The following is a 22,012-nucleotide window of genomic DNA, read 5'->3' on the forward strand; positions in this document are numbered from 1 at the left end:
GCACGAAAGTGCACTCAAAAAAGTTCTGAGCGCAGTTTTCCAGATCAGGCGGTCGGGGCCAGCACCTTCAGGAACAGCACCCGCGCCGCGCCATAGTCGCGCGCGTCCAGCCGCTCATAGCCGGGCGTGTCGATCTCCGGCTCGTCCGAACCGCGCTCGAACACCACGATGGCGCCGGGCTTGAGCCAGTTCCCCTCCAGCAGGCGCGCCAGCGTCTGTTCCCCCAGCCCCTTGCCGTAGGGCGGGTCCAGAAAGGCGATGTCGAACGCCTCCGCAATGGGGCCTGGCCGCACGCCCAAATCGGTTGCGCTGCGTCGATGCACCCGTGTGCGCCCCATCAGTCCATAGGCGTCGGCGTTCTCGCGGATGGCGCCGCGCGCGTCATCCTCGATCTCCACGAACAGGCAGAAGGCCGCCCCCCGGCTGACCGCCTCGAACCCCAGGGCGCCCGACCCGGCGTACAGGTCGATGACCCGCGCGCCCTGCAAGCCTTCGCCCCAGGCGGCGTGTTCCAGAACGTTGAACACCGCCTGGCGCGCGCGGTCAGAGGTCGGGCGTGTGCCCTTCCCTTCCGGCGTGACGATGGAACGGCCCTTAAGGCTGCCTGCGACAATCCGCATCCTTCGTCAGGCCTCTGGCGGAGCGAACTGAGCGTACAGTTCGTCGGTGGTCAGGCGGGGCCGATCCCCCGCCAGGGCATAGGTCTCGGGCTTGCTGTCGATGCAGAACTCGTCCTCCAGCACGAAGGCGGACGGATCGTCGAACGCCTGGGCCGACACCATGGTCAAGGCGCCGTCGTTGGAGCGCCAGAACAGGCCGGTCCCGCACGCCGGGCAAAACTGGCGCGTCGCCCACTCGGACGAGGCGTAGGTCGCCACCGCCCCCTGAACCTGCACGCTGTCGCCGCAGTCCACGCTGAACAGGATGCCGTCCGACAGGCGCCGGCACATGCCGCAATGGCAGGCGTGCATCCCGCCTCTGGGCATGGCGCTGAATGTCACGGCGCCGCACAGGCACCGGCCGGTGGAAGACGACGTCATGCCTTAGCTCTCCTCGGCGGCGCGTCTCAACGAGGCGCGCGCGGCTTGCCGCCGGGGCCACGCCCGCTGGTTCCCGATGGCCCAGCCGGCTTGGCGCCGGAACGCGGCTTGAAGTCGCGCCCTCCCGAGCCCGCGCCAGGACCAGCACGCCCGGCAGGCTTGGCGCCGGGCCTTGCCCCTGCGGGCTTCCTGCGGTCGTCAATGAACTGGTCGTCGCGCGGCTTGAAGGCGCGCTTGGGCCGGTCGCCGTCCTCCCGCGCCGGACGCTCCCCGACGGGAGCGGTGCGCTCGCGCGGCTTGAAGGTCTTGGAATGTTCGAACCTGGGCGCGGCCTTGGCCCAGCCCTCCTTCTTGGCCGGGCGCTCGCGGCGTTCGACGGCGTCGGCCTGGGCGGTTTCGGCGGCGCGCACGCGGCTGGGCTTGCGCGACGGATCCGACATGGCCGAACCCGATCGGCCCTTGACGATGGGCGTGGACACGCGGCGGCCGGGGATGGGCGCGGGCGTCTCGACCGTATTGCCGGTGGGCAGGTTCTCGGGCCGGATGTAGTCGGCCAGCAGTTCGCGGATCACGCGCGGCCCGACCTCCTCCACCGCCCCGACGGGCAGCACGTCCAGGCGGAACGGGCCATAGGCCAGACGGATCAGGCGGTTGACCGTCAGGCCGACCGATTCCAGCACCTTGCGGACCTCGCGGTTCTTGCCCTCGGTGATCGAGACCGAGATCCACAGGTTGGCCGGGGCCTTGCCGTCCTCGGCCTTGCTTTCCTTGGCCTTGTCCAGCTTGGCCTCGATGGGACCATAGGACACGCCGTCCACGACCACGCCGTCCTTCAGCGCGTCCAGCTGTTCCTGAGTGATCTTGCCGCGCGCCCGCGCCCGATACTGACGCACCAGCGAGGTGGACGGCAGTTCCAGCGCCCGGCTCAACTCGCCGTCATTGGTCAGCAGCAACAGGCCTTCGGTCGCCAGGTCCAGTCGCCCGACCGAGATCACGCGGGGCAGGCCCGCAGGCAGGGCGTCGAACACCGTCGGCCGCCCCGTCGGATCGCTGTGGCTGGTCAAAAGGCCCGCAGGCTTGTGGTAGCGCCAGACGCGCGTCGCCTGGGTCGAACCGATGGGCTTGCCGTCCACGGTGATCACGTCGTCGCGCGTCACCAGCGTGGCGGGCGTGTCCAGGATGCGGCCGTTGACCGCCACCTTGCCCAGGCCGATCAGCCGCTCCACCTCACGGCGCGAGGCGATGCCGGCGCGGGCCATGGTCTTGGCGATTCGCTCGGCGCGCAGCGGGGTTTCGGGCGTCTTGGACTTGCCGTCCTTGCCGCCCTTGTCGGTGCGCGGCTTGTCGCTGCGGGGGCGGTCGGCCTTGTCGCCGAAACGCTTTGCGCCGTCGTCGCGAGGGCCGCGCGGCTTGTCGCCGAATGATTTCGTCCCGTCGCCGCTCTTGCGGGGACCGGAGGATTTAAAGGGCCGGGGCGACCGTTCGTCTTGACGGGCGCGGGGCTTCTTGTCGTTGTCGTCTGTATGGCGGACCATGATGAGCGGTTCATGCGCATGGCGCTGGACCAAGCGCAAGCGGCGGCGGACGCAGGAGAGGTGCCCGTGGGCGCAATTCTTGTCGATCCCGCCTCAGGTGAGGTAATTTCGACCGGCGCCAATGGCCCGATTGCGTCCCGCGACCCCACCGCCCATGCCGAGATCGTCGCCATGCGGCGCGCGGCGACGGCGCTGGATAACTACCGCCTAACCGGCCTTACTCTCTATGTAACGCTGGAGCCCTGCGCCATGTGCGCCGGCGCCATCAGCCACGCCCGCATCGGCCGCGTGGTCTGGGCCGCCGACGATCCAAAGGGCGGCGCCGTCATTCACGGGCCGCGTCTGTTCGAACAGTTGACCTGCCACTGGCGCCCAGCGACCGACTCAGGTCTCCTGGCCGATGAAGCGTCGTCGCTGCTCAAATCCTTCTTCCGTCAGCGGAGGGGAACGGGGGCAGGCCGCGCACGTTAGACCGCCGCGAAAGCGGCGCCGTTGGGCGACGCCGTGGAGGAAAAGACCTTGTTCAAGCCGGATCTGCCGCAGTCGATCGTGTTCAGCGGCCTGGCCGCCCTGGCCCTGCTCACCGCCTGCGGCCCGGACCCCGACAAGGCGCCCCGCAGCGGCGATGAGGTCAAGGATCGCGCCGTCGCCGCCCAGACCGCGCGTCAGCGCACAGGCGCCGAGATTCAGGACCGCACCCTCAACCGCGTCGTCCACACCGTCTATCTGTGCGACAATGGCGAGCGCCTGTCGGTCGATTTCGACAATCCGCGCCAGATGGCCACCGTCCGCAACTCGTCCGGCGAGGCGGTGGACCTGTATCAGGAACGCGCCGCCGACGGGATCTGGTACCGCGCCTCCAACGTCGAACTACGCGGCAAGGGCGTGCTGGCCACCTGGTCGGTCGAGGGCCGCCAACCGACCGACTGCCGCGCCGTCGACTGACGCCGTTGCGGCGGACGCCAACGGCGCCTAGCTGGAGCCCATGTCCCTGATCGACCGCCTCGGTCTGAGCGTTCCCGTCATCCAGGCCCCGATGGCGGGCGTCTCCACGCCACGGATGGCGGCGGCCGTCTCCAACGCTGGCGCCTTGGGCTCCATCAGCGTCGGCGCGACCGATGCGGTCGGCGCGGGCCAGATGATCGCAGACACCCGCGCTCTGACCGACCGCCCCTTCAACGTCAATCTGTTCGTCCACGCCGCGCCGCGCCGGGATCCTGTCAATGAGGCGGCCTGGCTTCAGGCTCTGGCGCCCCAGTTCGCGGCCTTCGGCGCCGCGCCGCCGGCCGGTTTGGGCGTGATCTATCGCAGCTTCGCCGACGACGACGCCATGCTGGCCCGATTGCTGGCCGATCCGCCTGCGGCGGTCAGCTTTCATTTCGGCCTGCCCGACACTACCCGCATCCGCGCCCTGAAAGCGGTCGGTTGCCTGCTGTTGGCCACCGCCACCACGCTGGACGAAGCCCTGACCTGCAAGGCGGCCGGCGTGGACGCCCTGGTGGCGCAAGGCTGGGAGGCTGGCGGCCATCGCGGCATGTTCGATCCCGACGCCGAGGACAGCCGCCTGGGCGCGATGGCCCTGACCCGACTTCTGGTCGCCCGCGCCGGTCCCGTCATCACCGCCGGTGGGATCATGGACGGACAGGGCGTCCGCGCGGCGCTGAATCTCGGCGCCGTCGCGGTCCAGATGGGCACCGCCTTCGTCGCCTGTCCCGAAAGCGCCGCCGACGCCGGATACCGCGCCGCCTTGGCTGGCGACGCCGCGCTCCATACCGTCATGACCCGCGCCATATCCGGCCGCCCCGCCCGCTGTCTGGCAAATCGCTTCACCGCTTGGGACGCGACGACCGCGGCCGTCCCGCCCGACTATCCGGTCGCCTATGACGCCGGAAAGGCGCTGAACGCCGCCGCCAAGTCCGCTGGTGAGTTCGGCTTCGGCGCCCAATGGGCCGGTCAGGGCGCCGCCCTGGCCCGCACCCTGCCCGCCGCCGACCTGATCGCGGCGCTGGTCGCGGAGATGGACGTCTAGCCGAACGCCGCCAGCCGCCGCTCCAGGCGGTCGCGGACCTCGGGCCAGTCGTCGTCGATAACGGCGAACATGGCTGTGTCGCGGGCCCGGCCGGTCCAGGTGGTCTTGTGCTTTCTCAGCACCCCCTCGGGCTTGGCGCCCAGTTTCAGGATGGCGGCCTGGCTCCGCGGGTTGAGGGCGTCGGTGATGATCTCGACCCGCACCGCCCCGGCGTCGAAGGCATGGGCCAGCAGCAGTCGCTTGCACGCCGGATTGATGGGGCCGCCCCGCGCCTCGGGTCGATAGAAGGTCGAGCCGATCTCGCAGCGGCGATGGGCGGGATTGATCTCGTAAAGGCTGGTCGTGCCCACCACCGCCCCGTCCGAGCGCCGCCGCACCGCATAGGCGATCCGCGTCCCGGTCCGCATCGCCGCCAGCGCCGCCTCCCACCAACCGTCGAAATGGTCCCCATAGGCGGGCCCCACCATGATCTCCCAAGCGTCAGGATCGCAATCCAGCGCCGCACGGATCTCGGCCTCCAGCCCGTCTTCGAACGGCTCCAGCCGCACGAAACCATCCTCCAGCGGCCCCATGCCGATCCGCATCACGCGGTCGCGCCTTCTTCGATCAGGAAGGCCCGAACCTTGGCCGCATCCACACCCTTGGCCACGAAAGCCTCACCGATTCCGCGCGCCAGGATCAGTGTCAGCGCCCCGCCCTCGGCCTTCTTGTCCCCGGCCATCAGGGCCAGCAGACGGTCGGCCCCGAACGCGCCCGCCTGTTCCAGCCGCGTCGGCAAACCCGCGGCGGCGACCACCGCTTCGACCCGCGCGACATCGGCGGCCGAACACAGACCCTCGCGCGCCGAATAGCGGAAGGCCATGCAGCAGCCCAGCGCCACCGCCTCGCCGTGCGCCAGCGCGCCTTCGTCAAAGCCCACTTCCGTCTCGACCGCATGGCCGAAGGTGTGGCCCAGGTTCAGCAGGGCGCGCCGCCCGGCCTCTTTTTCGTCTTCACCAACGATGGCGCTCTTGATCTCGACCGAGCGGATCACCGCCCGTTCCAGCGCCGCCGGATCACCGTTGGCGCCCACAGCGCCCTCGCCCGCCAGCCAGTCGAAGAAGGCCGCGTCGCAGATCAGCCCGTGCTTCAGCACCTCGGCCCAGCCCGAGCGCACCTGACGTTCCGGCAGGGTCGCCAGCACGTCGATGTCGGCCAGCACCAGACGCGGCTGATGGAAGGCGCCGACCAGATTCTTGCCGCGCGGCGTGTCGATGGCCGTCTTGCCGCCGACCGACGAATCCACCTGGGCCAGCAGGGTCGTCGGTATCTGCACAAAGTCGATGCCGCGCATGTAGAGCGCCGCCGCCAGACCGGCCAGATCGCCCACGACCCCGCCGCCCAGGGCGATGACCACATCCTTGCGGTCCAGCCCGATCTCCAGCAGCCGATCCAGCACACGTTCCAGCTGGGCGAAAGACTTCGACCCCTCTCCCGCCGGCACGGCGACTATCTGGGTGTTCACACCCGCCGTCGCCAGCGATTCGGCCAGGGCCGCGCCGTGGATCGCCGCCACAGTCTCGTCCGTAACGATGACCGTGCGCCCTTTCGCCAGGGGCGCGATGCGCCCGCCCGCCTGGGCCAGCAGGCCGCGCCCGACCACGACGTCATAGGCGGCGAAGGCGCCGCCGCTCACGGCAAGGGTGGTCATGTCCGGGTCTCCGCGCGTCTTCGATTGCGCCAGTGCCGGCGCAGGTTCTTGTGAATGGCGTCCACCGCCTGGCCGTGCGAGCCTTGGCCCACGTCCACCGTCACGTCCGCCTCGCCATAGATGGGATAGCGCGCCTCGGCCAAGGTGGTCAGCACCGCCAAGGGGTCCTTGCCGCGAAGCAAGGGCCGCGTGTCGCGTCGCGCCACGCGCTCTGCGATCACGGTCAGATCGGCCCTCAGCCAGATGGTGTCGGCGCGATCCTTCAGCAGGGCCCGCGTTTCGGCGTTCATCATCGCCCCGCCGCCGGTGGCCAGCACGATGGGCGGACCCTCCAGCAGGCGACGCATCACCCGCGCCTCGCCCGCCCGGAACTCGTCCTCGCCCAAGGCCGCGAAGATTTCCGACACTGTCATGCCGGCCGCCGCCTCGATCTCCACATCGCCGTCGGCAAAGGGCAGCTTCAGTCTATTGGCCAGCCGGCGCCCGACTGACGATTTGCCCACCCCCATCAGCCCGACCAAGGCTATGATGCGCGTCGGCGCCGGATTCGCGCGCCGCCTCATCCGGCGGCTCCGGCGGAACGGACGGTCGAAGGAACGGCGAAGGCGAAGGCGCAGGCAGGCATGATCCCTGAAACCTCTACACCAAGCCAGACCATGCGCCATCCGTTCGGCGCGCGGATCGTGCGATGACGCCTCAGATCGAGGCCTTTCTGGAGATGATGGCGGTCGAACGCGACGCCTCGCCCCACACCCTGTCGGCCTATGGTCGCGACCTGGCCGATGCGGAAACTGCGCTGGCCGAGGCGGGCGGCCTGATGCAGGCGGACGCCGAGGCGGTGGAAGCCTGGTTCGCCGATCTATCCCGACGCGGCTTGTCGGCCGCCACCGCCGCACGCCGCCGGTCCGCCGCGCGTCAGTTTTATCGATTCGCCCTGGCCGAGGGCTGGCGCGCGGACGATCCATCGCGCCGCCTCGACGCGCCCAAACAAGGGCGGTCCCTGCCCAAGGTGCTGAGCCGCGCAGAGATCGACGCCCTGCTGGCCGCCTCGGCCGCCCGCGACGCGGCGGCGGGCCTGCGCCTAGTCGCTCTGGTCGAGATGGCCTACGCCTCGGGGCTGCGGGTGTCCGAACTGCTGGGGCTCAAGATCGAGGCGGTGCGGCGCGATCCGGCCTATCTGATCGTGCGCGGCAAGGGCGGCAAGGAACGGCTCGCGCCCCTGAACCCCGCCGCCCGCGAGGCGATCAAGGCTTGGCTGACCGCCCGCGACGCCAAACTCAAGGGAAAGGATGGGCGCAAGCCTGACGGACCCGACAGCCCCTGGCTCTTCCCCTCCTTCGGCCGCAGCGGCCACCTGACCCCGCGCCGCTTCGCCCAGTTGCTGGACGAGGCCGCGATCACGGCCGGCATCGACCCGGCCCGCGTCAGCCCCCACGTCCTGCGCCACGCCTTCGCCACCCACCTGCTGGAAGGCGGCGCCGACCTGCGCATCGTCCAGACCCTGCTGGGCCACGCCGACATCGCCACCACCCAGATCTACACCCACGTCGCCACCGACCGCCTGGCCCAGGTCGTCCACCAGAACCACCCCTTGGCGCGCGACGACTGAACCGCCGCTTGCCGGGCGGCGTTGACCTCTCTAGTTTCCCCTGCCTTCCCCAAGGGCGCTCTTGCCCGTTTGCAGTTCCCGGACGCCTTGATGGCCACGCACTATCTCGACTTCGAAAAGCCGATCGCCGATCTGGAAGCCAAGATCGAGGAACTGTCGCTGCTGTCCGACACCTCGGGCGATTTCGACAATGAGATCGAGGCCCTGCGCAAGAAGGCCGATCAGCTGCGCAAGAAGACCTATGCCGGTCTGGATCCCTGGATGAAGACCCAGGTCGCGCGCCACCCCCAGCGTCCGCACTTCGTCGATTATGTCGAGGGTCTGTTCACCGACTGGAACGAACTGCACGGCGACCGTCAGTTCGGCGACGACCAGGCCATCCTGGGCGGTCTGGCGCGGTTTCGCGGTCGGCCGGTGGTCATCATGGGCCACGAAAAGGGTCATGACACCACGACCCGGATCACCCACAACTTCGGCATGGCGCGCCCCGAAGGCTATCGCAAGGCCGTGCGCCTGATGGACATGGCCGAGCAGTTCGGCCTGCCGGTCCTCAGCTTCATCGACACGGCCGGCGCCTATCCGGGCCTTGGCGCCGAGGAGCGGGGCCAGGCCGAGGCCATCGCCCGCTCGACCGAACGCTGCCTGACGCTGGGCGTGCCTTCCATCGCCACCATAACCGGGGAAGGCGGTTCGGGCGGGGCCATCGCCATCGCGGCGGCCAGCCGGGTTATTATGCTGGAGCATTCGATCTATTCGGTCATCTCGCCCGAGGGCGCGGCGGGCATTCTGTGGCGCGATGGCGCGCGGGCCAAGGATGCGGCCATGGCCATGAAGATCACCGGCCCCGACCTGATGCAGTTGAAGATCGTGGATCGCCTGATCGAGGAGCCGACCGGCGGCGCTCACACCGACCGCGAGGCCGCCATCGCCAAGGTCGGCGACGTTCTGGCCGAGGAACTGAGGGGCTTCGCCGGCCTGTCGCCGCAGCAGATCAAGACGCAACGCGCCGAACGCTTCTACGCCATCGGCGCACTGTAGGGCGCCAGCGCCAGCGTTAACGCAGCGTCCATCATCGTCTGACAGGCTGACGTCCTATCCACAACGGTTGCGGGGCGCACGGCCGGCCATGATAACGAGGGCGGGTTCGATCCGGGGCCGAACGGCATGAGCGGCGGCGAATCTCTGCGTGAAAGCGCCGTCTTCAATCTGACGGGCGCGGTTACGATGATCGTCGATGATTCGCCCTTTTCGCTGACCCTGACGGCCAACGCCCTGGCCGGTTTCGGCATCAGACCCAGCTTCGCCATCGGCAGCGGGGCCGAGGCCAAGCGGCTGCTGGCCGAAAAGACGGTCGATCTGCTGGTCATCGACACCGACATGCCTGACATTGACGGGTTCGAACTGGTCCGCTGGCTGCGGCGGTCCGGCCCCAACCCGAACGCCTTCATCCCCGTCATCATGACCGCCAGTCATATCCGGCGCGGCCGGGTCGCCGAGGCGCGCGACTGCGGGGCCAACTTCGTCGTGACCAAGCCGTTCAGCCCAGCGCTGTTGCTGGAGCGCATTCTTTGGGTGGCGCGCGACACCCGGCCGTTTCTCGAGGTCGGGGACTACCTTGGGCCGGATCGGCGCTTCCGCCACACCGACTACGAAGGCGTCGAACGTCGTGCGGACATGTTGCGCCGCAAGACCGCGATGGAGAGCGTGGCTCTATGACCGTCATCACCCACAACCAGAAACGCTCGCGCCTGGCCGAAATGATGGATCGGCCCGGCGGGATCAGCGTCGGCGTCGCCCTGGCCCAGGCCAGATCCAATCTGGACGCCCTTCAGAGCCAGGCGCGCGACATCATCGCCCAGAACATCGCCGTCCTGCTGACCAAGCCCGACCCCGACCTGATCGAGCCGTTGCGGCTGGATGCGGCCTATTCGGCCTCCAGCCAGATCATCGACGCGGCCAGCCCCTTCTCGATGGACGACCTGTGCACGGCGGCCAAGGGACTGTGCGACCTGCTGGACGCCGCGCCGCGCCAGGGCGGCTTCGACTGGCGCATCGCCACCGTCCACGCCCAGGCCATGAAGGTGCTGCTGTCCCTGCCGGCAGAGGAGCAGGCCGCCCGCACCGCCATCCTGACCAATCTGCACGAAGTCCTTCGTCGCAAACTGCCGGCCGCCGATCAGTCTGCGGTCTGAGCCGCCTTTCCGGCGCGGGTCTGCTTCTTCCACAAGGCGGCGTATTCCCCGCCCTGACGCGCCACCAGTTCGTGGTGGGCGCCGCGTTCGACGATCCGCCCGGCCTTCAGGACCAGTATCTGATCGGCGTCCGCCACGGTGGACAGGCGGTGCGCGACGACCAGGGTCGTGCGGCCATTCCGGGCCTTGCGCAGGGTTTTCTGGATCGCCGCCTCGGTTCGACTGTCCAGGGCGCTGGTGGCCTCGTCCAGGATCAGGATGCAGGGGTCGGCCAGCAGGGCGCGGGCGATACCGACCCGTTGACGCTCGCCGCCCGACAGCTTCAGCCCACGTTCGCCGACCTTGGTCTGCATTCCTTCGGGCAGGCCCCGGATGAAGTCGGCCAGTTCCGCCGCCTCGGCCGCCGCCCAGACCTGGACTTCGTCGGCGTCTGGGCGAGCGAAGGCGATGTTGGCCGCCAAGGTGTCGTTGAACAGGGCCACATCCTGCGGCACCAGGGCCACCGCCGCCCGCAACGACGCCTGGGTCACATCGCGCGCGTCGCGACCGTCGATCAGCACCCGCCCTTCCTGGGGGTCCAGAAGGCGCAGGGCCAGTTTGACGATGGTGGACTTGCCCGCGCCGGACGGCCCGACCATGGCCGTGGTCGTACCGGGCGGGGCGAAGAAGCTGACATCCTCCAACCCGTTGGCTCGCGCGTCGTGGCGGAAACCCACATGCTCGAACCGCACGGCCGCACCGCGCGCATCGGCCGGGCGCGGCAGGGCGACGGCGTCGGGCGCATCGGCCACCTGCGGCGTCTGGCGCGTCACCTTCAGCATCTCCTCCATGTCGATGAAGGACTGGCGGATTTCCCGATAGGCGAAGCCCAGGATGTTCAGCGGCGCATACAGCGAAATCATGATCAGGACGGCGGCGGTCACATCGCCCGGCCCCATCCGTCCTGCCGCCGCCTCGAACCCGGCCATCACCGCCATGACGCCCAGTCCCAGGTTCATGACCAGGGCCTGCATCCCGTTCAGCAGGGCCAGCGAGCTGTTGGCCTTCAGCGACGCCTGGGCGTAGTCGCCCAGCGCTCGCTCATAGGTCTGCGCCGCGCGCGTCTCGGCGCCAAAGGATTTCACCGTCTCATAGTTCAGCAAAGCGTCCACCGAGACGCCGGCGGCCTCGGAATCGGCGGCGTTCATGATCCGCCGATGCTCCAGCCGCCAGTTGGACATGGCGAAGGTGGCGATGGTGTAGATGACCACGACCGCCACGGCGACGGCGGCGAAGCGCCAGTCGTATTTGCCGCCCAGCACAGCGGCGGCCAGCACCAGTTCGACCCCGGTCGGGACCAGGTTGAAGGCCAAGATGCGCAGCAGGAAATCGACCGCGCGCGATCCGCGATCCATCGTCCGCGACAGGGCGCCCGAGCGTTTGGTCTGGTGAAAATCCAGCGACAGGCTCAGCGCATGCGCAAAGGCTTCGGCCGCCGTGGCGCGCTGGGCGGCTGCGCGAACGGGTGCGAACACGACGTCGGAAATCAGCGGCGAGGCCGCCGAAAGCAGCCGCACCAGGGCCCAGCCCACCGCAAAGGCGGCGAAGCCCCAGCCGACGGCGACCGCCGCCCCCTGCCCGGCCGCCAGCCGATTGACCGCCGCGCCGAGCACCAGCGGCGCCAACACCCCAAGCCCCTTGCCCGTCAGCGTCAGGGCGATGGCCGAGATCAGCCGCAGCCGAAGCTGCGGCGCGCCCGAACGCCCCACCAGCCGCGCCAGATCCGCGAGCGCCGTCAGCGTCGCCGGTCCGTCCGCCTTGTCATCCATGCTCCCGGCCTGCTGCGCCTTGACCATCGGGTCGCGCCGGCCGCCTGAGCGCTCTCCACGCATCGCCATCCGCCGCATATGGAAAGCCATTGCGACCGGGGAAAGGCCACGCTGACGCGCGGCCGGGGATTAGTCGCTCAATCCAGCCCGACGATGGCGTCCAACAACTCGTCCACCGCCGCCGCTTGGGTGGCCCAGGAACAGACGAACCGCACCGACCCGTCGTCGAACGGATAGCAGGCCCAGCCCAGGTCGATCAGACGCGCATGCGCCTCGGGCGACATCCGCACGAAAACGGCGTTGGACTCCACCGGATGGGCCAGAACGAAGGATGATCGTGTGGCGATGCCCGCCGCCAGCCGCTGCGCCATCAGATTGGCGTGGGCGGCGCCCGTTTCCCAGTCGCCGCTTTCCAACAGGCCCAGCATGGGCCCGGACAGCAGTCGCGTCTTGGACGCCGTCTGCCCGGCCTGCTTCAGTCGGTTGTCCAAACGCCGCGCCAGGGTCTTGTCGAACAGCACGATGGCCTCGGCGCAGTTCGCCCCGGCCTTGGCCCCGCCGAACACCAGCACATCCACGCCCAGGCGCGGAATATCCTTCAGGTCGAACCCCGCCGCCGCCGCATTGGCCAGCCGCGCCCCGTCCATATGCACGCGATAGCCCCGCGCCTTCACGGGCTCGATCAGGTGGCGCAGTTCCTCCTCGGTATAGATCCCGCCATATTCCGTGGCCTGGGTCAGGGACAAGGCGGCGGGCGGCTGACGATGGCCGACCTCGGCCTCGGCCAACTGCGCCTGCAGGGCCAGGGCGTCGATCTTGCCCGAAAAGCCTGGCAGGCCGATCAGGCCGACGCCATGACCGAAGAAGCCCGGCGCGCCCGTCTCGTCGGTGCAGATATGCGCCGCATGATGCGCCATCACCGCCTCATAGGGCTGGGCCAGCATCGACAGGGCGATGGCGTTGGCGGCCGTGCCGCTGAACACGAACCGCACCTCGGCGTCCGCATCCAGCCGCTGCCGGATCTGATCGGCGGCGCGCGTGGTCACGTCGTCGCCGCCGTAAGCACGGGCGAACCCCTTGTTGGCGCGCACCAGGCCTTCGATGGCGCTCAGCGCCATGCCCGCCGTATTGTCGGACCCGAAATCGTAGCGCATCAGCCGGCCTTGCCCGGAAGACTGCGAACCGGCGCGTCGATGGTGTCGTGACCGGCGTCGCCATAGGGTACGGCGACCTGATGCGGGAACGGAATCTCGATCCCGGCCCCGTCTAGCGCTTCCTTGCCGCCCTGCATCAGATCGGCCTGGGTCTGCCACCAGTCGCCGACCTTGACCCAGGCGTGCAGAGTGATCTGGACCGAACTGTCCAACAGGCCCGTCACCCCCGTCCACGGCTTGGGATCGTGCAAGACCTTGTCGTGCGACCCGGCGACGTCAGCCAGCACCTGACGCGCCTGGTTCAGGTCGTCGCCATACCCGACAGTGAAATGAATCTCGATCCGCCGGGTCTGCTGCCCCGTCAGATTGGTCAGGGAGTCGCTCAGGACCTTGGAGTTTGGAATGACGATCTTGTGGTTGTTGGCGTTCGACAACTGGGTCGTGAACAGGTCCAGCCGCTGCACCGTGCCCGACATCCCGCCCACGTCCACCACGTCGCCGACGCGATAGGGCCGCAGCACCAGCAGCATGATACCCGACGCCACGTTGGACAGCGTGCCCTGCAACGCCAGACCGACCGCCAGCGACGCCGCGCCCAGCACCGCGATGATCGAGGTCGTCTGCACCCCCAGCCGTTGCAGCACGGCGATCATGCCGACGATTATGACCACCACCCGCACCACCTGTACGGCGAAGCTGAGGACCGTCGGGTCGTGCCGGAAGCCGCGCACCCGCGACAGGGCCTTGCGCGCCGCGCTGGACGCCCATTTGGCCGCAAACAGGGTCGCGACGAAGATCAGGATGGCGATGGTCAGGTTGACGGCGAATTCGCCGGCCAGTTCGGTCAGTTTGGCGATCATGACCGCATCGACCGCAATGGCCTTGCGGCCGGCGGCGACCGCTTGGTCCAGGGAGGCGACGTCAAGAGAGAGGGTCGAAGACATGGGCCGGGTCTAACGCTTGACGCCGCGATTGGAAGCCCCGAGCGCCCGTTTTCATGCCTTGGCGATGCGTCCGCCGCCGCTTTCTATGGCGTCCAGCAGGTTCATCACATTGTCCAGGGTGTCGGCCTCGCGCGCGGGCTTGTCCCAGCGGATGCGGCTGACGCGCGGAAATCGCATGGCCACGCCCGACTTGTGCCGGGTCGAGCGGTTCAGCCCCTCGAAGGCGATCTCCAGAACCAGGCCGAAATCCCGCTCGGCCCGCACCGAGCGGACGGGTCCGAAACGATCCACCGTGTGATCCCGTACGAACTTGTCCAACTGCTTCAACTCCTCGTCGGTGAAGCCGAAATAGGCCTTTCCGACCGGCGTCAGCACCCCGTCATCGGTCCAGACGCCGAAGGTGTAGTCGGAATAGAAGCTGGATCGCTTTCCGTGCCCGCGCTGGGCGTACATCAACACCGCGTCGATGACGTGCGGGTCGCGTTTCCACTTGAACCACGGCCCCTTGGGCCTTCCGGCCAGATAGGGACTGTCCCAGCGTTTCAGCATCAGCCCCTCGGCCGCCGCCCCGACCGGCGGATCGGCCCTCAGGCGCGCCAGCTCGTCCCAGTCGGCATAGTGGACCAGCGGCGACAGATGCAGCCGCTCGCCCGCATGATCGGCCACCAGCGTCTCCAGCCGCGCGCGACGCTGGCGCAGAGGCAGACTGCGAAGGTCTTCGCCGTCCTGCGCCAGCAGGTCATAGGCCACCACCGCCGCCGGAAAGGCCTGCATCGCCTTGGCGTCCACCGTCTTGCGGTTCAGCCGCTGCTGCAGATCGCCGAACGGCGCCACCGCCCCCTCGCGCCAGACGATCAGTTCGCCGTCGATGGCGCCCTCAAACGCCAGGGCGTCCATCACATCGGGGAAGGCCGCCGAAATCTCGTCGCCGGTGCGGGAGTAGAGTTTGCGCACCTCGCCCTCCAGCACGGCCTGGACGCGGATGCCGTCCCACTTCCATTCGGCGGCGTAATCGGCGGGCGACAGTTTGGGCAGATCGACCGCCTCGTCGATGGCGACCGCCAGCATGACGGGCCGGAACCGACCGGGCGCATCGGGGCTTGGCCGCTCGGCCCGCCCCTCCAGCCAGGCGAACAGGTCGGCATAGGGCGGCTCCACCGCGTGCCAGACCTCCTCGATGGCCGAGGCGTCCAGCGCCTCCAGCGTCGTCTCCCCTTCGTCGCCGTCCGGCGACGGCGGCGTGGGCGCGACGTCGGGGCGCATCATCGCCGCCGCCGTCTTGGCCAGCCGCGCCGACAGGCCGACCCGCAGGGCCCCGGTCATCAGCTTCAACAGCGCCCACCGCCCCTTGGGCTCCAGCGCATCCAGCCAGTTTTCCAGCAGGCCCCGCACCTCGACCCGGCTGGCCGTCCTCAGCGCCTCGACCACCTCGGCCAGTTCCGGCTCGCGGTTGGGGCGGCGGTCCGGCGTCACCGGCCAGATCAGGGCGACCGTCTCGGCCAGATCGCCCACATAGTCGTAGGACCAGCCGAACAGCACGCTGTCCACCCGCCCCTCCACCGCCTTTCGGATCATGGCCGGCTTGGCGGCGTCGAAGGTCAGGTCGCCGGTCAAGGCGGCCAGCGCCCACCCCCGGTCCGGGTCCGGCGTCGCCCGCAGATAGTCGCGCACCAGCACCAGTTTGGCGTTGCGCGACGCCGTTAGCGACAGGCGATCCAGAAGTTCGGCGAAGGCGCGCATTTCCATCCCTGTCCTGGCGCGCCAACCGTCGCCGCTGGTCTCAAACGAAAAACGCCCCGGAGGTTTCCCTCCGGGGCGCTTGTCGCCGGTGCGACGGCCTAGTTGAACAGGCCCGCGATCACGGCGGTGATCAGACCACCCGCAACGGCCGCCAACACGACGTCGTTGCCGCTGCGGACATATTGATAGCCGTGGGGCGGGGCGCGCAGACCGTAGCGGCCGTAGTCGCGCACAACATAGTCGTTGGTGCGGTAGTAGGACGGCATCCGCTGACCATATCGCCACGACCGGACCTCATAACCGCGCGGCGGCACATAGCGCGGCGCCTGATAACGGCGCTGGGCCTGCTGCCAGCGGGCGTAGGCGCGCTGTTCTTCGCGATAGGCGTGGCGCTCGCGCCGTTGCTCGTGGCGGAAGTCGCGGCGGTCATGTCGCTGCTCACGACGGAAATCGCGGTGATCCGGGCCGGGCCCATGGCGCGCGGCGGGGCCGTGCGGACCATGCGGGGGCATGGGCTGTGCCGAGGCCGCACCCGCGGCGCCCAGGGCGCCGGCGGCCATGACTGCAGCGATCGCGGCGGTGAGTGTCTTTCTCATGGTCGTGTCTCCATCTGCGGCCGAAACGATTCGACGCTTTGCCTTTATGGAGGGGGCGGCCTGAGGCCAGTCTGAACCGCGTCGTTCGGCCGAGGTTCATCGCACGGCCGCACTCTGGCCGTAATGGATCGTACGTCAGGCGGCGGCCGAAGCCTCCGAGGGCTGCTCGAAGGCCATGGCGACCGCGTCGCGCCCCCCGCCGACCCGGCCCATCAGCAGGGCCAGGGCGCTGAAGTCGATCGGCTTGTTCAGATAGGCGTCGGCTCCGGCATTCAGGCCCGCCTCGTGATCCTCCGACCGCGCGGAGGCGGACAACACGACGATGGGCGTGTCGGCGTTCAGACCGCCGCTTTCGCGGATCAGGCGTGTCGCGCTCAATCCATCCATCACCGGCATGTTGACGTCCATGATGATCAGGTCGAACGGCTGGCTGGCGGCGCTATCGACGGCGATCTGGCCGTTTTCGGCGGTGGCGGTGATATGGTTGGCCGAACTCATCCACGCCTCCAGGATCATGCGGTTGACCGGATGGTCCTCGACCACCAGCACGCGAAGCGACTCGCCGCCCTCGATTTCGGCACGGACTTCTTCAGCCATGACCGGCTTGGCCCATTCCACCACCTCGGCCTCGATATCCAGGGTGAAGCACGAACCTTCCGCCAGTTTGGAGGTGACGGTGATGTCCCCGCCCATGATGTTGGCCATGCGCCGCGCGATGGTCAGGCCCAGACCCGTGCCGCCGAACCGGCGCGTGGAGGAGCTGTCCACCTGGGTGAACGGCAGGAACAGCCGCTCCAGATCGGCCGCCGCGATGCCGGCCCCGCTGTCCTGGACGATGAACTGGAAACGCACGCGCTGATCCGAAATCCGGTGCGAGCGCACGGTGTAGTGGATGCGTCCCGCCTCGGTGAACTTGACCGCGTTGGACAACAGGTTCTGCACGACCTGGCAGACGCGCAACGGGTCGCCGCGCACCACGGTCGGCGTTTCGCCCTCGAAGGTGGAGACGAACTCCAAACCCTTCGCCTCGGCCTGGGCCTCGAACGGGCCGGTGATGCGCTTGTGCAGACTGTCTATTGAGACATCTACGACCTCGAAATTCATCTTGCCCGCCTCGATCTTGGTCATGTCGAGGATGTCGTTCAGCAGCGACAGCAGATTGTCGCCCGAGTTGCGAATGATCGACAGATACTCCCGCTGGGTCGTCTCCAGTCGTGTCGCGCTGAGAAGTTGGGCGGCGCCCAGCACCCCGTTCATCGGCGTTCTAAGCTCGTGCGAGATCACGCCCAGAAAGTTGGACTTGGCGTCATTGGCGGCGTTGGCCTTGTCGCGGGCCGCCTCAAGCTCTTCAATCAGATGCGCCTGGTGCGCCTGGAAGACGCGAATACGTTCTTCGCGCAACAGGGTCATGGTCACCAGAACAAACAAGCCGGCGGCGGTGAACGGCAGAACCGCCAGCATGGACCAGAACTCGGCTCCGCCCCACAGGCTCATCAGGATGATCGCCGCTGAGGCGCCATAGGGTGATGAAATGATCAGGGCCTGTCGCGGCGAACTGCGAAGCTGAGCGAAAACCAGCACGTAGCCGGAAATGATCAGGGCCAAGGCCAGCGGCTGACCAAAGCTGGCGCCGGAAAACCACGCCAGCAACGGCGCCGTCGCCCACGCGCCGGTGGTGACGGTTGCGACAGTGGGAAAGACCAGCCCCCAGCCGCCTTCAACGCGATGGCTGACTCGACGCTCGACCACGCCGCGAACCGACCCTGCCACGACAGTCAAACCAAACCAAAGCGTCGCCTTGAACCATCCGATCGTGCCCAGCAGTCCCAGGGCCCAGGAGGCGATGATCATATAGCGCAGATATTGCGTCTGCAGGATGGCCGTCAGGGCCTGGGATGCATCCCCGGCGCGCTGATCGCCTGGCAGCGCCTTCGCAACGCCGTCTGATTCCACCATAGCCCAGAGCCCCACCTTCTGTTTGGTGGCGTGACGCTATGACGAAGATTCTAAGACGATGTGAACGCTGGTTTTTACGCCTGCGCCTCGTCCGGGGTCAGGGCCTTGATCGACAGGGCGTGGACCGGCCCGGCCAGTTCGGCCTTCAACAGGGCGTTGACCGCGCGTTGACGCGCCACGCGCGACTGGCCCTGGAAAGTCTCCGACACGATCACCAGATTGAAGTGGCTTTCGCCGCCAGGCTTGGCGTCCATCCCGCCTTCGTGATGGTGGCCGGCGTGCCGCCAGCTGTCATCTTCGATCTCCAGCCGTCGGGGGGCCAGGCCCTCCGTCAGTTTTGCACGAATAATTGCCGCGACCGGGCCTTCCGACATGATCGATTCCTTGATGCCGTCCAATTCGGCCCTACACTTCGGCTGATGTCCGCCTCCTTTCAATACAAGCCGCGCTTCACCGACATCCGCGTGAAGCCGCCCAAGCCCGAGGAAGAGGCGGCCCAAGCCGACGTTCTTCACCTCAAGCCGGGCGAAAAGCCCTGCCAGTGGCCCGATTGCCGCAAGGCCGCGACGGCCAAGGCGCCCAAGTCGCGCGACCGGCTGAACGACTTCTACGAGTTCTGTCAGCCCCACGCCGGCGAATACAACAAGGGCTGGAACTTCTACGCCGGCATGAGCGAGGGCGAGGTCCGCGCCGCCCAAGAAAATGAGGCCATGACCGGCGGCCGCCCGACCTGGGAGATGAAGGCCGGCAAGTTCACGCGCGAGGCCGCCGCCTTCGCCTCCAAGATGGGCACGTCGAACACCACCGGCGCCGGCTCATGGCGCGACAGCTTCGGCCTGTTCGGCCGCAAGGGCGATCAGGCGCCGCAGTCCCCGACCGAGGATCGCCGCGTGGGCAAGCTGGAACGCGCCGCGCTCGCCGACCTGGGCCTGGATCCCGGCGCCGACAAGGCCAAGGTGAAGGCCAGTTATCACGAGATGCTGAAACGCTTCCACCCGGACACCAACGGCGGCGACCGCGGCGCCGAGGCCAAGCTGCAGCGTGTCATCAAGGCCTGGAAGACGCTGAAGAAGGCCGGGTTGGCCTAAGACCTGCCCGGCGCCTTGGAGATCAGTTGATCCGCGATCATTTGCTGGGCCTTGGCGTTCATATAGATCAGCGCCTGTTCCGCCGCGGCGCGATCCGCCCGGTTCGCCGTCGATAAGCCGAGCGACGCCAGAAAAGTCGCCCCCGCGCGTTGATCGGGGCAGGCCGGCCCTTCGATGCCGAACGGTTTGGCCGCGTTGTTGAAAACGCAACTGCGGGCGGCCTCGCTGGCCTCATCCCAGGCCCGATCCAGGCTCGCCCTGCTCAAGCCTTTCTCGCGTTCGACCCGCGCCGAAGCTCCCAGTTGGATCACATGGGAAGCAATGGCGGCATGGATCCAACGAGGCGGCAAATCAGATCGGCCCGTACAGTCCTGTGAGATCGCCAGAAGGTCGGCGCCGCGTTGCGACAGGGCGCGCATCCCTTGCGACATGCTGCGGTCATAGGCAGTCATCACCGCCTGCTGCTCCGCCTCCGGCAGGCGCGACCAAGCACAGGCTCCCGTCGCCAACGGCACGTCCGTCGCAGACAGGATCGCAAGCGCAGCGACAACCTGAATCATGGACACCCCCTACGTCCCAACCCGTGACTGTTACTGGCACAATCGAGAGGACAACGGCAAGCGGTCGGGGTGTCACTCTGCGTAGATCATCTTGCGGGTCATCCCGCCGTCGACGGTCAGGACCTGTCCCGTCACGAAGCTGGCCTGGGCAAGATACAAGACCGCCTGGGCGATGTCGCCGGGACGGCCGACGCGGCCGACCGGGTGCTGATCGTAATCGACCGGCCGCAGGCCTTCGCCGTCGGAAATCCAGCCCGGGGCGATGGCGTTGACCCGAATCTTCGGACCCAGGCTGATCGCCAGCGCATGGGTCAGGGCCACGAGCGCGCCCTTCGACGCCGCATAGGCTTCGGTCTCCGGCTCCGACATGAACGCGCGGGTGGAGGCCATGTTGACGATGGCCCCGCCCTCCCTGAGCAAGGGAATGGCGGACCGACACATCAGGAAGGTGCCGGTCAGGTGGCTGTCGACCACCTTGCGCCAGTCGGCCAGCGACAGATCGGCTAGCGGCCCATTGACCGGATCGGCGACCCCGCCGTTGTTGACCAGCAGATCAAGCTGCGACCAGCCCAAGGTTTCGAAGGCGCGCGCGACCGAGGTCTCGTCTCCCAGATCGCAGTCGATATGGCGCGCCGCGCCCTTCCCCGCTTTCAGGTCGAACGAGGCGACGTCCCATCCCTGGTCGATGAGCGACTGGCACAATCCCGATCCGATCAGGCCCGATCCGCCCGTGACGATGGCTTTCTTCATGGGCCTCACAACTGGTCGGACCCGGGTTGGTTGCGACGGTCAGGGTTGTCCGGCGGCCAGACCGTTCGAAGCGGTCATCATCGGCGCGGCCGGTTCGCGGAAATAGCGGTCGATGCCGTCCGCGACCGTCTTCATCAACCGGCGGCGGGCGCGCTCGTCGGTCAGCATCCGCTCGTCCTCGGGATTGGTGATGAAACCCATCTCCAGCAGCACCGCCGGCACGTCGGGCGCCAGCAGCACGGCCAGACCGGCGTCGCGGTGGCTACGGCGCAGCAGCGGCGTCTCGGAACCTTCCAGATGGGTCAGCAGAACGCGCGCGAACTGGGCCGATCGGTTCTGCGTCGCGCGCTGGGTCATGTCCAGCAGTATGCGGTCCACCGAGGGATCGCGTCCCGGCAGATGCAATTCGCGGTGCCAGTTGTCGCCGCGCGTGAACTCTCGCACCGCCCGACCCGCCCCCTGTTCGGACAGGGTGTAGACGCTGGCCCCGCGCAGAGCCGGATCGGCGCCGGCGTCTGCGTGCAGGGAGATGAACAGGTCCGCGTCCGCCTGGCGTGCGATGGCCACGCGACGATACAGATCGACATAACGGTCGTCCTCGCGCGTCAGTCGCACGCGATAGCGCCCAGTCCGCTCCAGCTCGCTCTTCAGCGCCAGGGCGGCGGCCAGGGTCACGGTCTTTTCGCGTGCGCCGGCGCCGCTGGCGCCGGGATCGTTGCCGCCATGGCCTGCGTCGATGACGATCAGCGGCTTTCCTGACCGACGCGGCGCGGGCGGGGGAACCGATGGCGACGGCGCACGGGCGGCCGCGACGGCGCCGCCCACCGCCTTCAGGTCGATGACATAACGATAGTGGCTGACCCCGTCGCCGGGCGGCAGCAGAAAGCGCCGCTCGATCTCGCTGCCGCGCGCCAGCTCCAGCTGGATGCGCGACGATCCGCCCGAAGCCGACACGGCGTAGGATCGCACCAGCCCCGAACCGTCCCCGTTCAGCCCACGGCCCGGCGCCACGCCGTTCAGCGCCAGGGTGACACGCCCCTGCCCGCCGGCGTCGACCACCCGGCCCTGCGCCGCCTTTTCCAGATCGATGACCACGCGGGTCCGGTCGCCGTCCGCGCCGAAGCGCACGCTGAGCACATCGCCCTGAGCGCCCCAGGCGAAGCCGCGCGTGCCGAACAGCCCCACGCCGCAGATGACCACGAAGGCCAGGGCGGTCATCGCCCATTCCTTCGCGCCCCAGCGCATCAGACCTGTCAAAACGCGACCGCTCATTTGCGCCGACGAACCTACTGAAAGCCTACTCGACCCTCAGGATGCCAGA

Annotated in this window: 24 protein-coding genes; 8 read left to right on the top strand and 16 right to left on the bottom strand. The window is 68.4% G+C overall.

The genetic code is table 11. The features are described 5' to 3' along the window. Nucleotides 1-44 precede the first annotated feature (44 nt). From rsmD to ACYX4P_RS13270, 3 genes are read right to left on the bottom strand one after another with little or no spacing between them, the layout of a single operon-like run. A complete protein-coding gene (gene rsmD / locus ACYX4P_RS13260) occupies nucleotides 45-620 on the bottom strand; it encodes a 16S rRNA (guanine(966)-N(2))-methyltransferase RsmD (protein WP_248117132.1) in 576 nt (191 codons plus the stop codon). Between the two features lie 6 nt (nucleotides 621-626). Then, complete coding sequence (locus ACYX4P_RS13265; RefSeq protein WP_248117134.1) at nucleotides 627-1,040, bottom strand: GFA family protein; 414 nt, start codon at nucleotides 1,038-1,040, stop codon at nucleotides 627-629. A gap of 26 nt (nucleotides 1,041-1,066) precedes the next feature. Then, a complete protein-coding gene (locus ACYX4P_RS13270) occupies nucleotides 1,067-2,575 on the bottom strand; it encodes a pseudouridine synthase (RefSeq protein ID WP_248117136.1) in 1,509 nt (502 codons plus the stop codon). Between the two features lie 12 nt (nucleotides 2,576-2,587). Between ACYX4P_RS13270 and tadA the strand changes: the two genes are divergently transcribed. From tadA to ACYX4P_RS13285, 3 genes are read left to right on the top strand one after another with little or no spacing between them, the layout of a single operon-like run. Continuing rightward, complete coding sequence (tadA, locus tag ACYX4P_RS13275; RefSeq protein ID WP_248117275.1) at nucleotides 2,588-3,046, top strand: tRNA adenosine(34) deaminase TadA; 459 nt, start codon at nucleotides 2,588-2,590, stop codon at nucleotides 3,044-3,046. Between the two features lie 48 nt (nucleotides 3,047-3,094). Next, nucleotides 3,095-3,520, top strand: a complete 426-nt coding sequence (locus ACYX4P_RS13280; protein ID WP_476069765.1) for an MliC family protein — start codon at nucleotides 3,095-3,097, stop codon at nucleotides 3,518-3,520. Nucleotides 3,521-3,560: 40 nt separating this feature from the next. Continuing rightward, nucleotides 3,561-4,604 (top strand): NAD(P)H-dependent flavin oxidoreductase, encoded by a 1,044-nt coding sequence (locus ACYX4P_RS13285; RefSeq protein ID WP_292046184.1) that lies wholly within the window; start codon nucleotides 3,561-3,563, stop codon nucleotides 4,602-4,604. Here ACYX4P_RS13285 and ACYX4P_RS13290 read toward each other — a convergent pair. Genes ACYX4P_RS13290 through ACYX4P_RS13300 form a run of 3 tightly spaced genes read right to left on the bottom strand, consistent with a single transcriptional unit; the run spans nucleotide 4,601 to nucleotide 6,857 of the window. Next, nucleotides 4,601-5,188 (bottom strand): GNAT family N-acetyltransferase, encoded by a 588-nt coding sequence (locus tag ACYX4P_RS13290; protein WP_248117277.1) that lies wholly within the window; start codon nucleotides 5,186-5,188, stop codon nucleotides 4,601-4,603. The two genes, ACYX4P_RS13285 and ACYX4P_RS13290, sit on opposite strands and share 4 nt — an antisense overlap. Beyond that, nucleotides 5,188-6,294, bottom strand: a complete 1,107-nt coding sequence (gene aroB / locus ACYX4P_RS13295; protein WP_248117142.1) for a 3-dehydroquinate synthase — start codon at nucleotides 6,292-6,294, stop codon at nucleotides 5,188-5,190. The genes ACYX4P_RS13290 and aroB overlap by 1 nt, the downstream gene beginning before the upstream one ends. After that, complete coding sequence (locus ACYX4P_RS13300; RefSeq protein ID WP_248117144.1) at nucleotides 6,291-6,857, bottom strand: shikimate kinase; 567 nt, start codon at nucleotides 6,855-6,857, stop codon at nucleotides 6,291-6,293. Before ACYX4P_RS13300 ends, aroB begins: the two co-directional genes overlap by 4 nt. A 125-nt stretch (nucleotides 6,858-6,982) precedes the next feature. On the opposite strand from ACYX4P_RS13300, the gene ACYX4P_RS13305 reads away from it, so the two are divergent. From ACYX4P_RS13305 to ACYX4P_RS13320, 4 genes are all read left to right on the top strand, one after another. Then, nucleotides 6,983-7,903, top strand: coding sequence for a tyrosine recombinase (locus ACYX4P_RS13305; protein WP_248117146.1), 921 nt, complete (start codon nucleotides 6,983-6,985; stop codon nucleotides 7,901-7,903). Nucleotides 7,904-7,993: 90 nt separating this feature from the next. Then, entirely contained in the window at nucleotides 7,994-8,941 is a 948-nt protein-coding gene (locus tag ACYX4P_RS13310; RefSeq protein ID WP_248117148.1) for an acetyl-CoA carboxylase carboxyltransferase subunit alpha, read from the top strand. A 126-nt stretch (nucleotides 8,942-9,067) separates the two neighbouring features. Beyond that, the gene (locus ACYX4P_RS13315; RefSeq protein WP_248117150.1) at nucleotides 9,068-9,619 is read left to right on the top strand and encodes a response regulator; all 552 of its coding nucleotides are present in this window, start codon (nucleotides 9,068-9,070) and stop codon (nucleotides 9,617-9,619) included. After that, nucleotides 9,616-10,095 (top strand): chemotaxis protein CheE, encoded by a 480-nt coding sequence (locus ACYX4P_RS13320; protein ID WP_248117152.1) that lies wholly within the window; start codon nucleotides 9,616-9,618, stop codon nucleotides 10,093-10,095. The genes ACYX4P_RS13315 and ACYX4P_RS13320 overlap by 4 nt, the downstream gene beginning before the upstream one ends. Here ACYX4P_RS13320 and ACYX4P_RS13325 read toward each other — a convergent pair. The 7 genes from ACYX4P_RS13325 to ACYX4P_RS13355 form a co-directional block, all read right to left on the bottom strand. After that, complete coding sequence (locus ACYX4P_RS13325) at nucleotides 10,080-11,930, bottom strand: ABCB family ABC transporter ATP-binding protein/permease (RefSeq protein ID WP_374321853.1); 1,851 nt, start codon at nucleotides 11,928-11,930, stop codon at nucleotides 10,080-10,082. The two genes, ACYX4P_RS13320 and ACYX4P_RS13325, sit on opposite strands and share 16 nt — an antisense overlap. A gap of 110 nt (nucleotides 11,931-12,040) precedes the next feature. Further along, nucleotides 12,041-13,057, bottom strand: coding sequence for a threonine aldolase family protein (locus ACYX4P_RS13330; RefSeq protein ID WP_248117157.1), 1,017 nt, complete (start codon nucleotides 13,055-13,057; stop codon nucleotides 12,041-12,043). Next, nucleotides 13,057-14,001 carry a mechanosensitive ion channel family protein gene (locus ACYX4P_RS13335; protein WP_248117159.1) on the bottom strand — a complete coding sequence of 315 codons (945 nt, stop codon included), beginning with the start codon at nucleotides 13,999-14,001 and terminating at the stop codon, nucleotides 13,057-13,059. Before ACYX4P_RS13335 ends, ACYX4P_RS13330 begins: the two co-directional genes overlap by 1 nt. 51 nt (nucleotides 14,002-14,052) lie before the next feature. Then, complete coding sequence (locus tag ACYX4P_RS13340; RefSeq protein WP_248117161.1) at nucleotides 14,053-15,741, bottom strand: cisplatin damage response ATP-dependent DNA ligase; 1,689 nt, start codon at nucleotides 15,739-15,741, stop codon at nucleotides 14,053-14,055. A gap of 98 nt (nucleotides 15,742-15,839) precedes the next feature. Then, nucleotides 15,840-16,337 (bottom strand): RcnB family protein, encoded by a 498-nt coding sequence (locus tag ACYX4P_RS13345; RefSeq protein ID WP_248117163.1) that lies wholly within the window; start codon nucleotides 16,335-16,337, stop codon nucleotides 15,840-15,842. A 135-nt stretch (nucleotides 16,338-16,472) separates the two neighbouring features. Beyond that, nucleotides 16,473-18,293: an ATP-binding protein gene (locus tag ACYX4P_RS13350; protein ID WP_248117165.1), complete on the bottom strand. Its 1,821-nt coding sequence runs from the start codon at nucleotides 18,291-18,293 to the stop codon at nucleotides 16,473-16,475. Between the two features lie 74 nt (nucleotides 18,294-18,367). Next, on the bottom strand, nucleotides 18,368-18,667 hold the full coding sequence (locus tag ACYX4P_RS13355; protein WP_248117167.1) for a BolA family protein: 300 nt from the start codon (nucleotides 18,665-18,667) through the stop codon (nucleotides 18,368-18,370). A 45-nt stretch (nucleotides 18,668-18,712) separates the two neighbouring features. Between ACYX4P_RS13355 and ACYX4P_RS13360 the strand changes: the two genes are divergently transcribed. After that, entirely contained in the window at nucleotides 18,713-19,381 is a 669-nt protein-coding gene (locus ACYX4P_RS13360) for a J domain-containing protein (protein WP_087119288.1), read from the top strand. On the opposite strand, the gene ACYX4P_RS13365 is transcribed toward ACYX4P_RS13360, so the two are convergent. The 3 genes from ACYX4P_RS13365 to ACYX4P_RS13375 form a co-directional block, all read right to left on the bottom strand. Next, nucleotides 19,378-19,941 (bottom strand): hypothetical protein, encoded by a 564-nt coding sequence (locus ACYX4P_RS13365; RefSeq protein ID WP_292046177.1) that lies wholly within the window; start codon nucleotides 19,939-19,941, stop codon nucleotides 19,378-19,380. The genes ACYX4P_RS13360 and ACYX4P_RS13365 overlap by 4 nt on opposite strands. A 72-nt stretch (nucleotides 19,942-20,013) precedes the next feature. Continuing rightward, nucleotides 20,014-20,691 carry an SDR family oxidoreductase gene (locus tag ACYX4P_RS13370; protein WP_248117170.1) on the bottom strand — a complete coding sequence of 226 codons (678 nt, stop codon included), beginning with the start codon at nucleotides 20,689-20,691 and terminating at the stop codon, nucleotides 20,014-20,016. Between the two features lie 39 nt (nucleotides 20,692-20,730). Further along, nucleotides 20,731-21,909, bottom strand: coding sequence for an N-acetylmuramoyl-L-alanine amidase family protein (locus tag ACYX4P_RS13375; protein ID WP_292046174.1), 1,179 nt, complete (start codon nucleotides 21,907-21,909; stop codon nucleotides 20,731-20,733). Between the last annotated feature and the right edge of the window lie 103 nt (nucleotides 21,910-22,012).

Source organism: Brevundimonas sp. ABV4_179 (assembly GCF_056311945.1).

Coding starts and splice junctions, on each gene's coding strand:
- rsmD (WP_248117132.1), bottom strand. CDS start 620: ATGCGGATTGTCGCAGGCAGCCTTAAGGGCCGTTCCATCGTCACGCCG.
- ACYX4P_RS13265 (WP_248117134.1), bottom strand. CDS start 1,040: ATGACGTCGTCTTCCACCGGCCGGTGCCTGTGCGGCGCCGTGACATTC.
- ACYX4P_RS13270 (WP_248117136.1), bottom strand. CDS start 2,575: ATGGTCCGCCATACAGACGACAACGACAAGAAGCCCCGCGCCCGTCAA.
- tadA (WP_248117275.1), top strand. CDS start 2,588: ATGCGCATGGCGCTGGACCAAGCGCAAGCGGCGGCGGACGCAGGAGAG.
- ACYX4P_RS13285 (WP_292046184.1), top strand. CDS start 3,561: ATGTCCCTGATCGACCGCCTCGGTCTGAGCGTTCCCGTCATCCAGGCC.
- ACYX4P_RS13290 (WP_248117277.1), bottom strand. CDS start 5,188: ATGCGGATCGGCATGGGGCCGCTGGAGGATGGTTTCGTGCGGCTGGAG.
- aroB (WP_248117142.1), bottom strand. CDS start 6,294: ATGACCACCCTTGCCGTGAGCGGCGGCGCCTTCGCCGCCTATGACGTC.
- ACYX4P_RS13300 (WP_248117144.1), bottom strand. CDS start 6,857: ATGAGGCGGCGCGCGAATCCGGCGCCGACGCGCATCATAGCCTTGGTC.
- ACYX4P_RS13305 (WP_248117146.1), top strand. CDS start 6,983: ATGACGCCTCAGATCGAGGCCTTTCTGGAGATGATGGCGGTCGAACGC.
- ACYX4P_RS13310 (WP_248117148.1), top strand. CDS start 7,994: ATGGCCACGCACTATCTCGACTTCGAAAAGCCGATCGCCGATCTGGAA.
- ACYX4P_RS13315 (WP_248117150.1), top strand. CDS start 9,068: ATGAGCGGCGGCGAATCTCTGCGTGAAAGCGCCGTCTTCAATCTGACG.
- ACYX4P_RS13320 (WP_248117152.1), top strand. CDS start 9,616: ATGACCGTCATCACCCACAACCAGAAACGCTCGCGCCTGGCCGAAATG.
- ACYX4P_RS13325 (WP_374321853.1), bottom strand. CDS start 11,930: ATGGTCAAGGCGCAGCAGGCCGGGAGCATGGATGACAAGGCGGACGGA.
- ACYX4P_RS13330 (WP_248117157.1), bottom strand. CDS start 13,057: ATGCGCTACGATTTCGGGTCCGACAATACGGCGGGCATGGCGCTGAGC.
- ACYX4P_RS13335 (WP_248117159.1), bottom strand. CDS start 14,001: ATGTCTTCGACCCTCTCTCTTGACGTCGCCTCCCTGGACCAAGCGGTC.
- ACYX4P_RS13340 (WP_248117161.1), bottom strand. CDS start 15,741: ATGCGCGCCTTCGCCGAACTTCTGGATCGCCTGTCGCTAACGGCGTCG.
- ACYX4P_RS13345 (WP_248117163.1), bottom strand. CDS start 16,337: ATGAGAAAGACACTCACCGCCGCGATCGCTGCAGTCATGGCCGCCGGC.
- ACYX4P_RS13350 (WP_248117165.1), bottom strand. CDS start 18,293: ATGGTGGAATCAGACGGCGTTGCGAAGGCGCTGCCAGGCGATCAGCGC.
- ACYX4P_RS13355 (WP_248117167.1), bottom strand. CDS start 18,667: ATGTCGGAAGGCCCGGTCGCGGCAATTATTCGTGCAAAACTGACGGAG.
- ACYX4P_RS13360 (WP_087119288.1), top strand. CDS start 18,713: ATGTCCGCCTCCTTTCAATACAAGCCGCGCTTCACCGACATCCGCGTG.
- ACYX4P_RS13365 (WP_292046177.1), bottom strand. CDS start 19,941: ATGATTCAGGTTGTCGCTGCGCTTGCGATCCTGTCTGCGACGGACGTG.
- ACYX4P_RS13370 (WP_248117170.1), bottom strand. CDS start 20,691: ATGAAGAAAGCCATCGTCACGGGCGGATCGGGCCTGATCGGATCGGGA.
- ACYX4P_RS13375 (WP_292046174.1), bottom strand. CDS start 21,909: ATGACCGCCCTGGCCTTCGTGGTCATCTGCGGCGTGGGGCTGTTCGGC.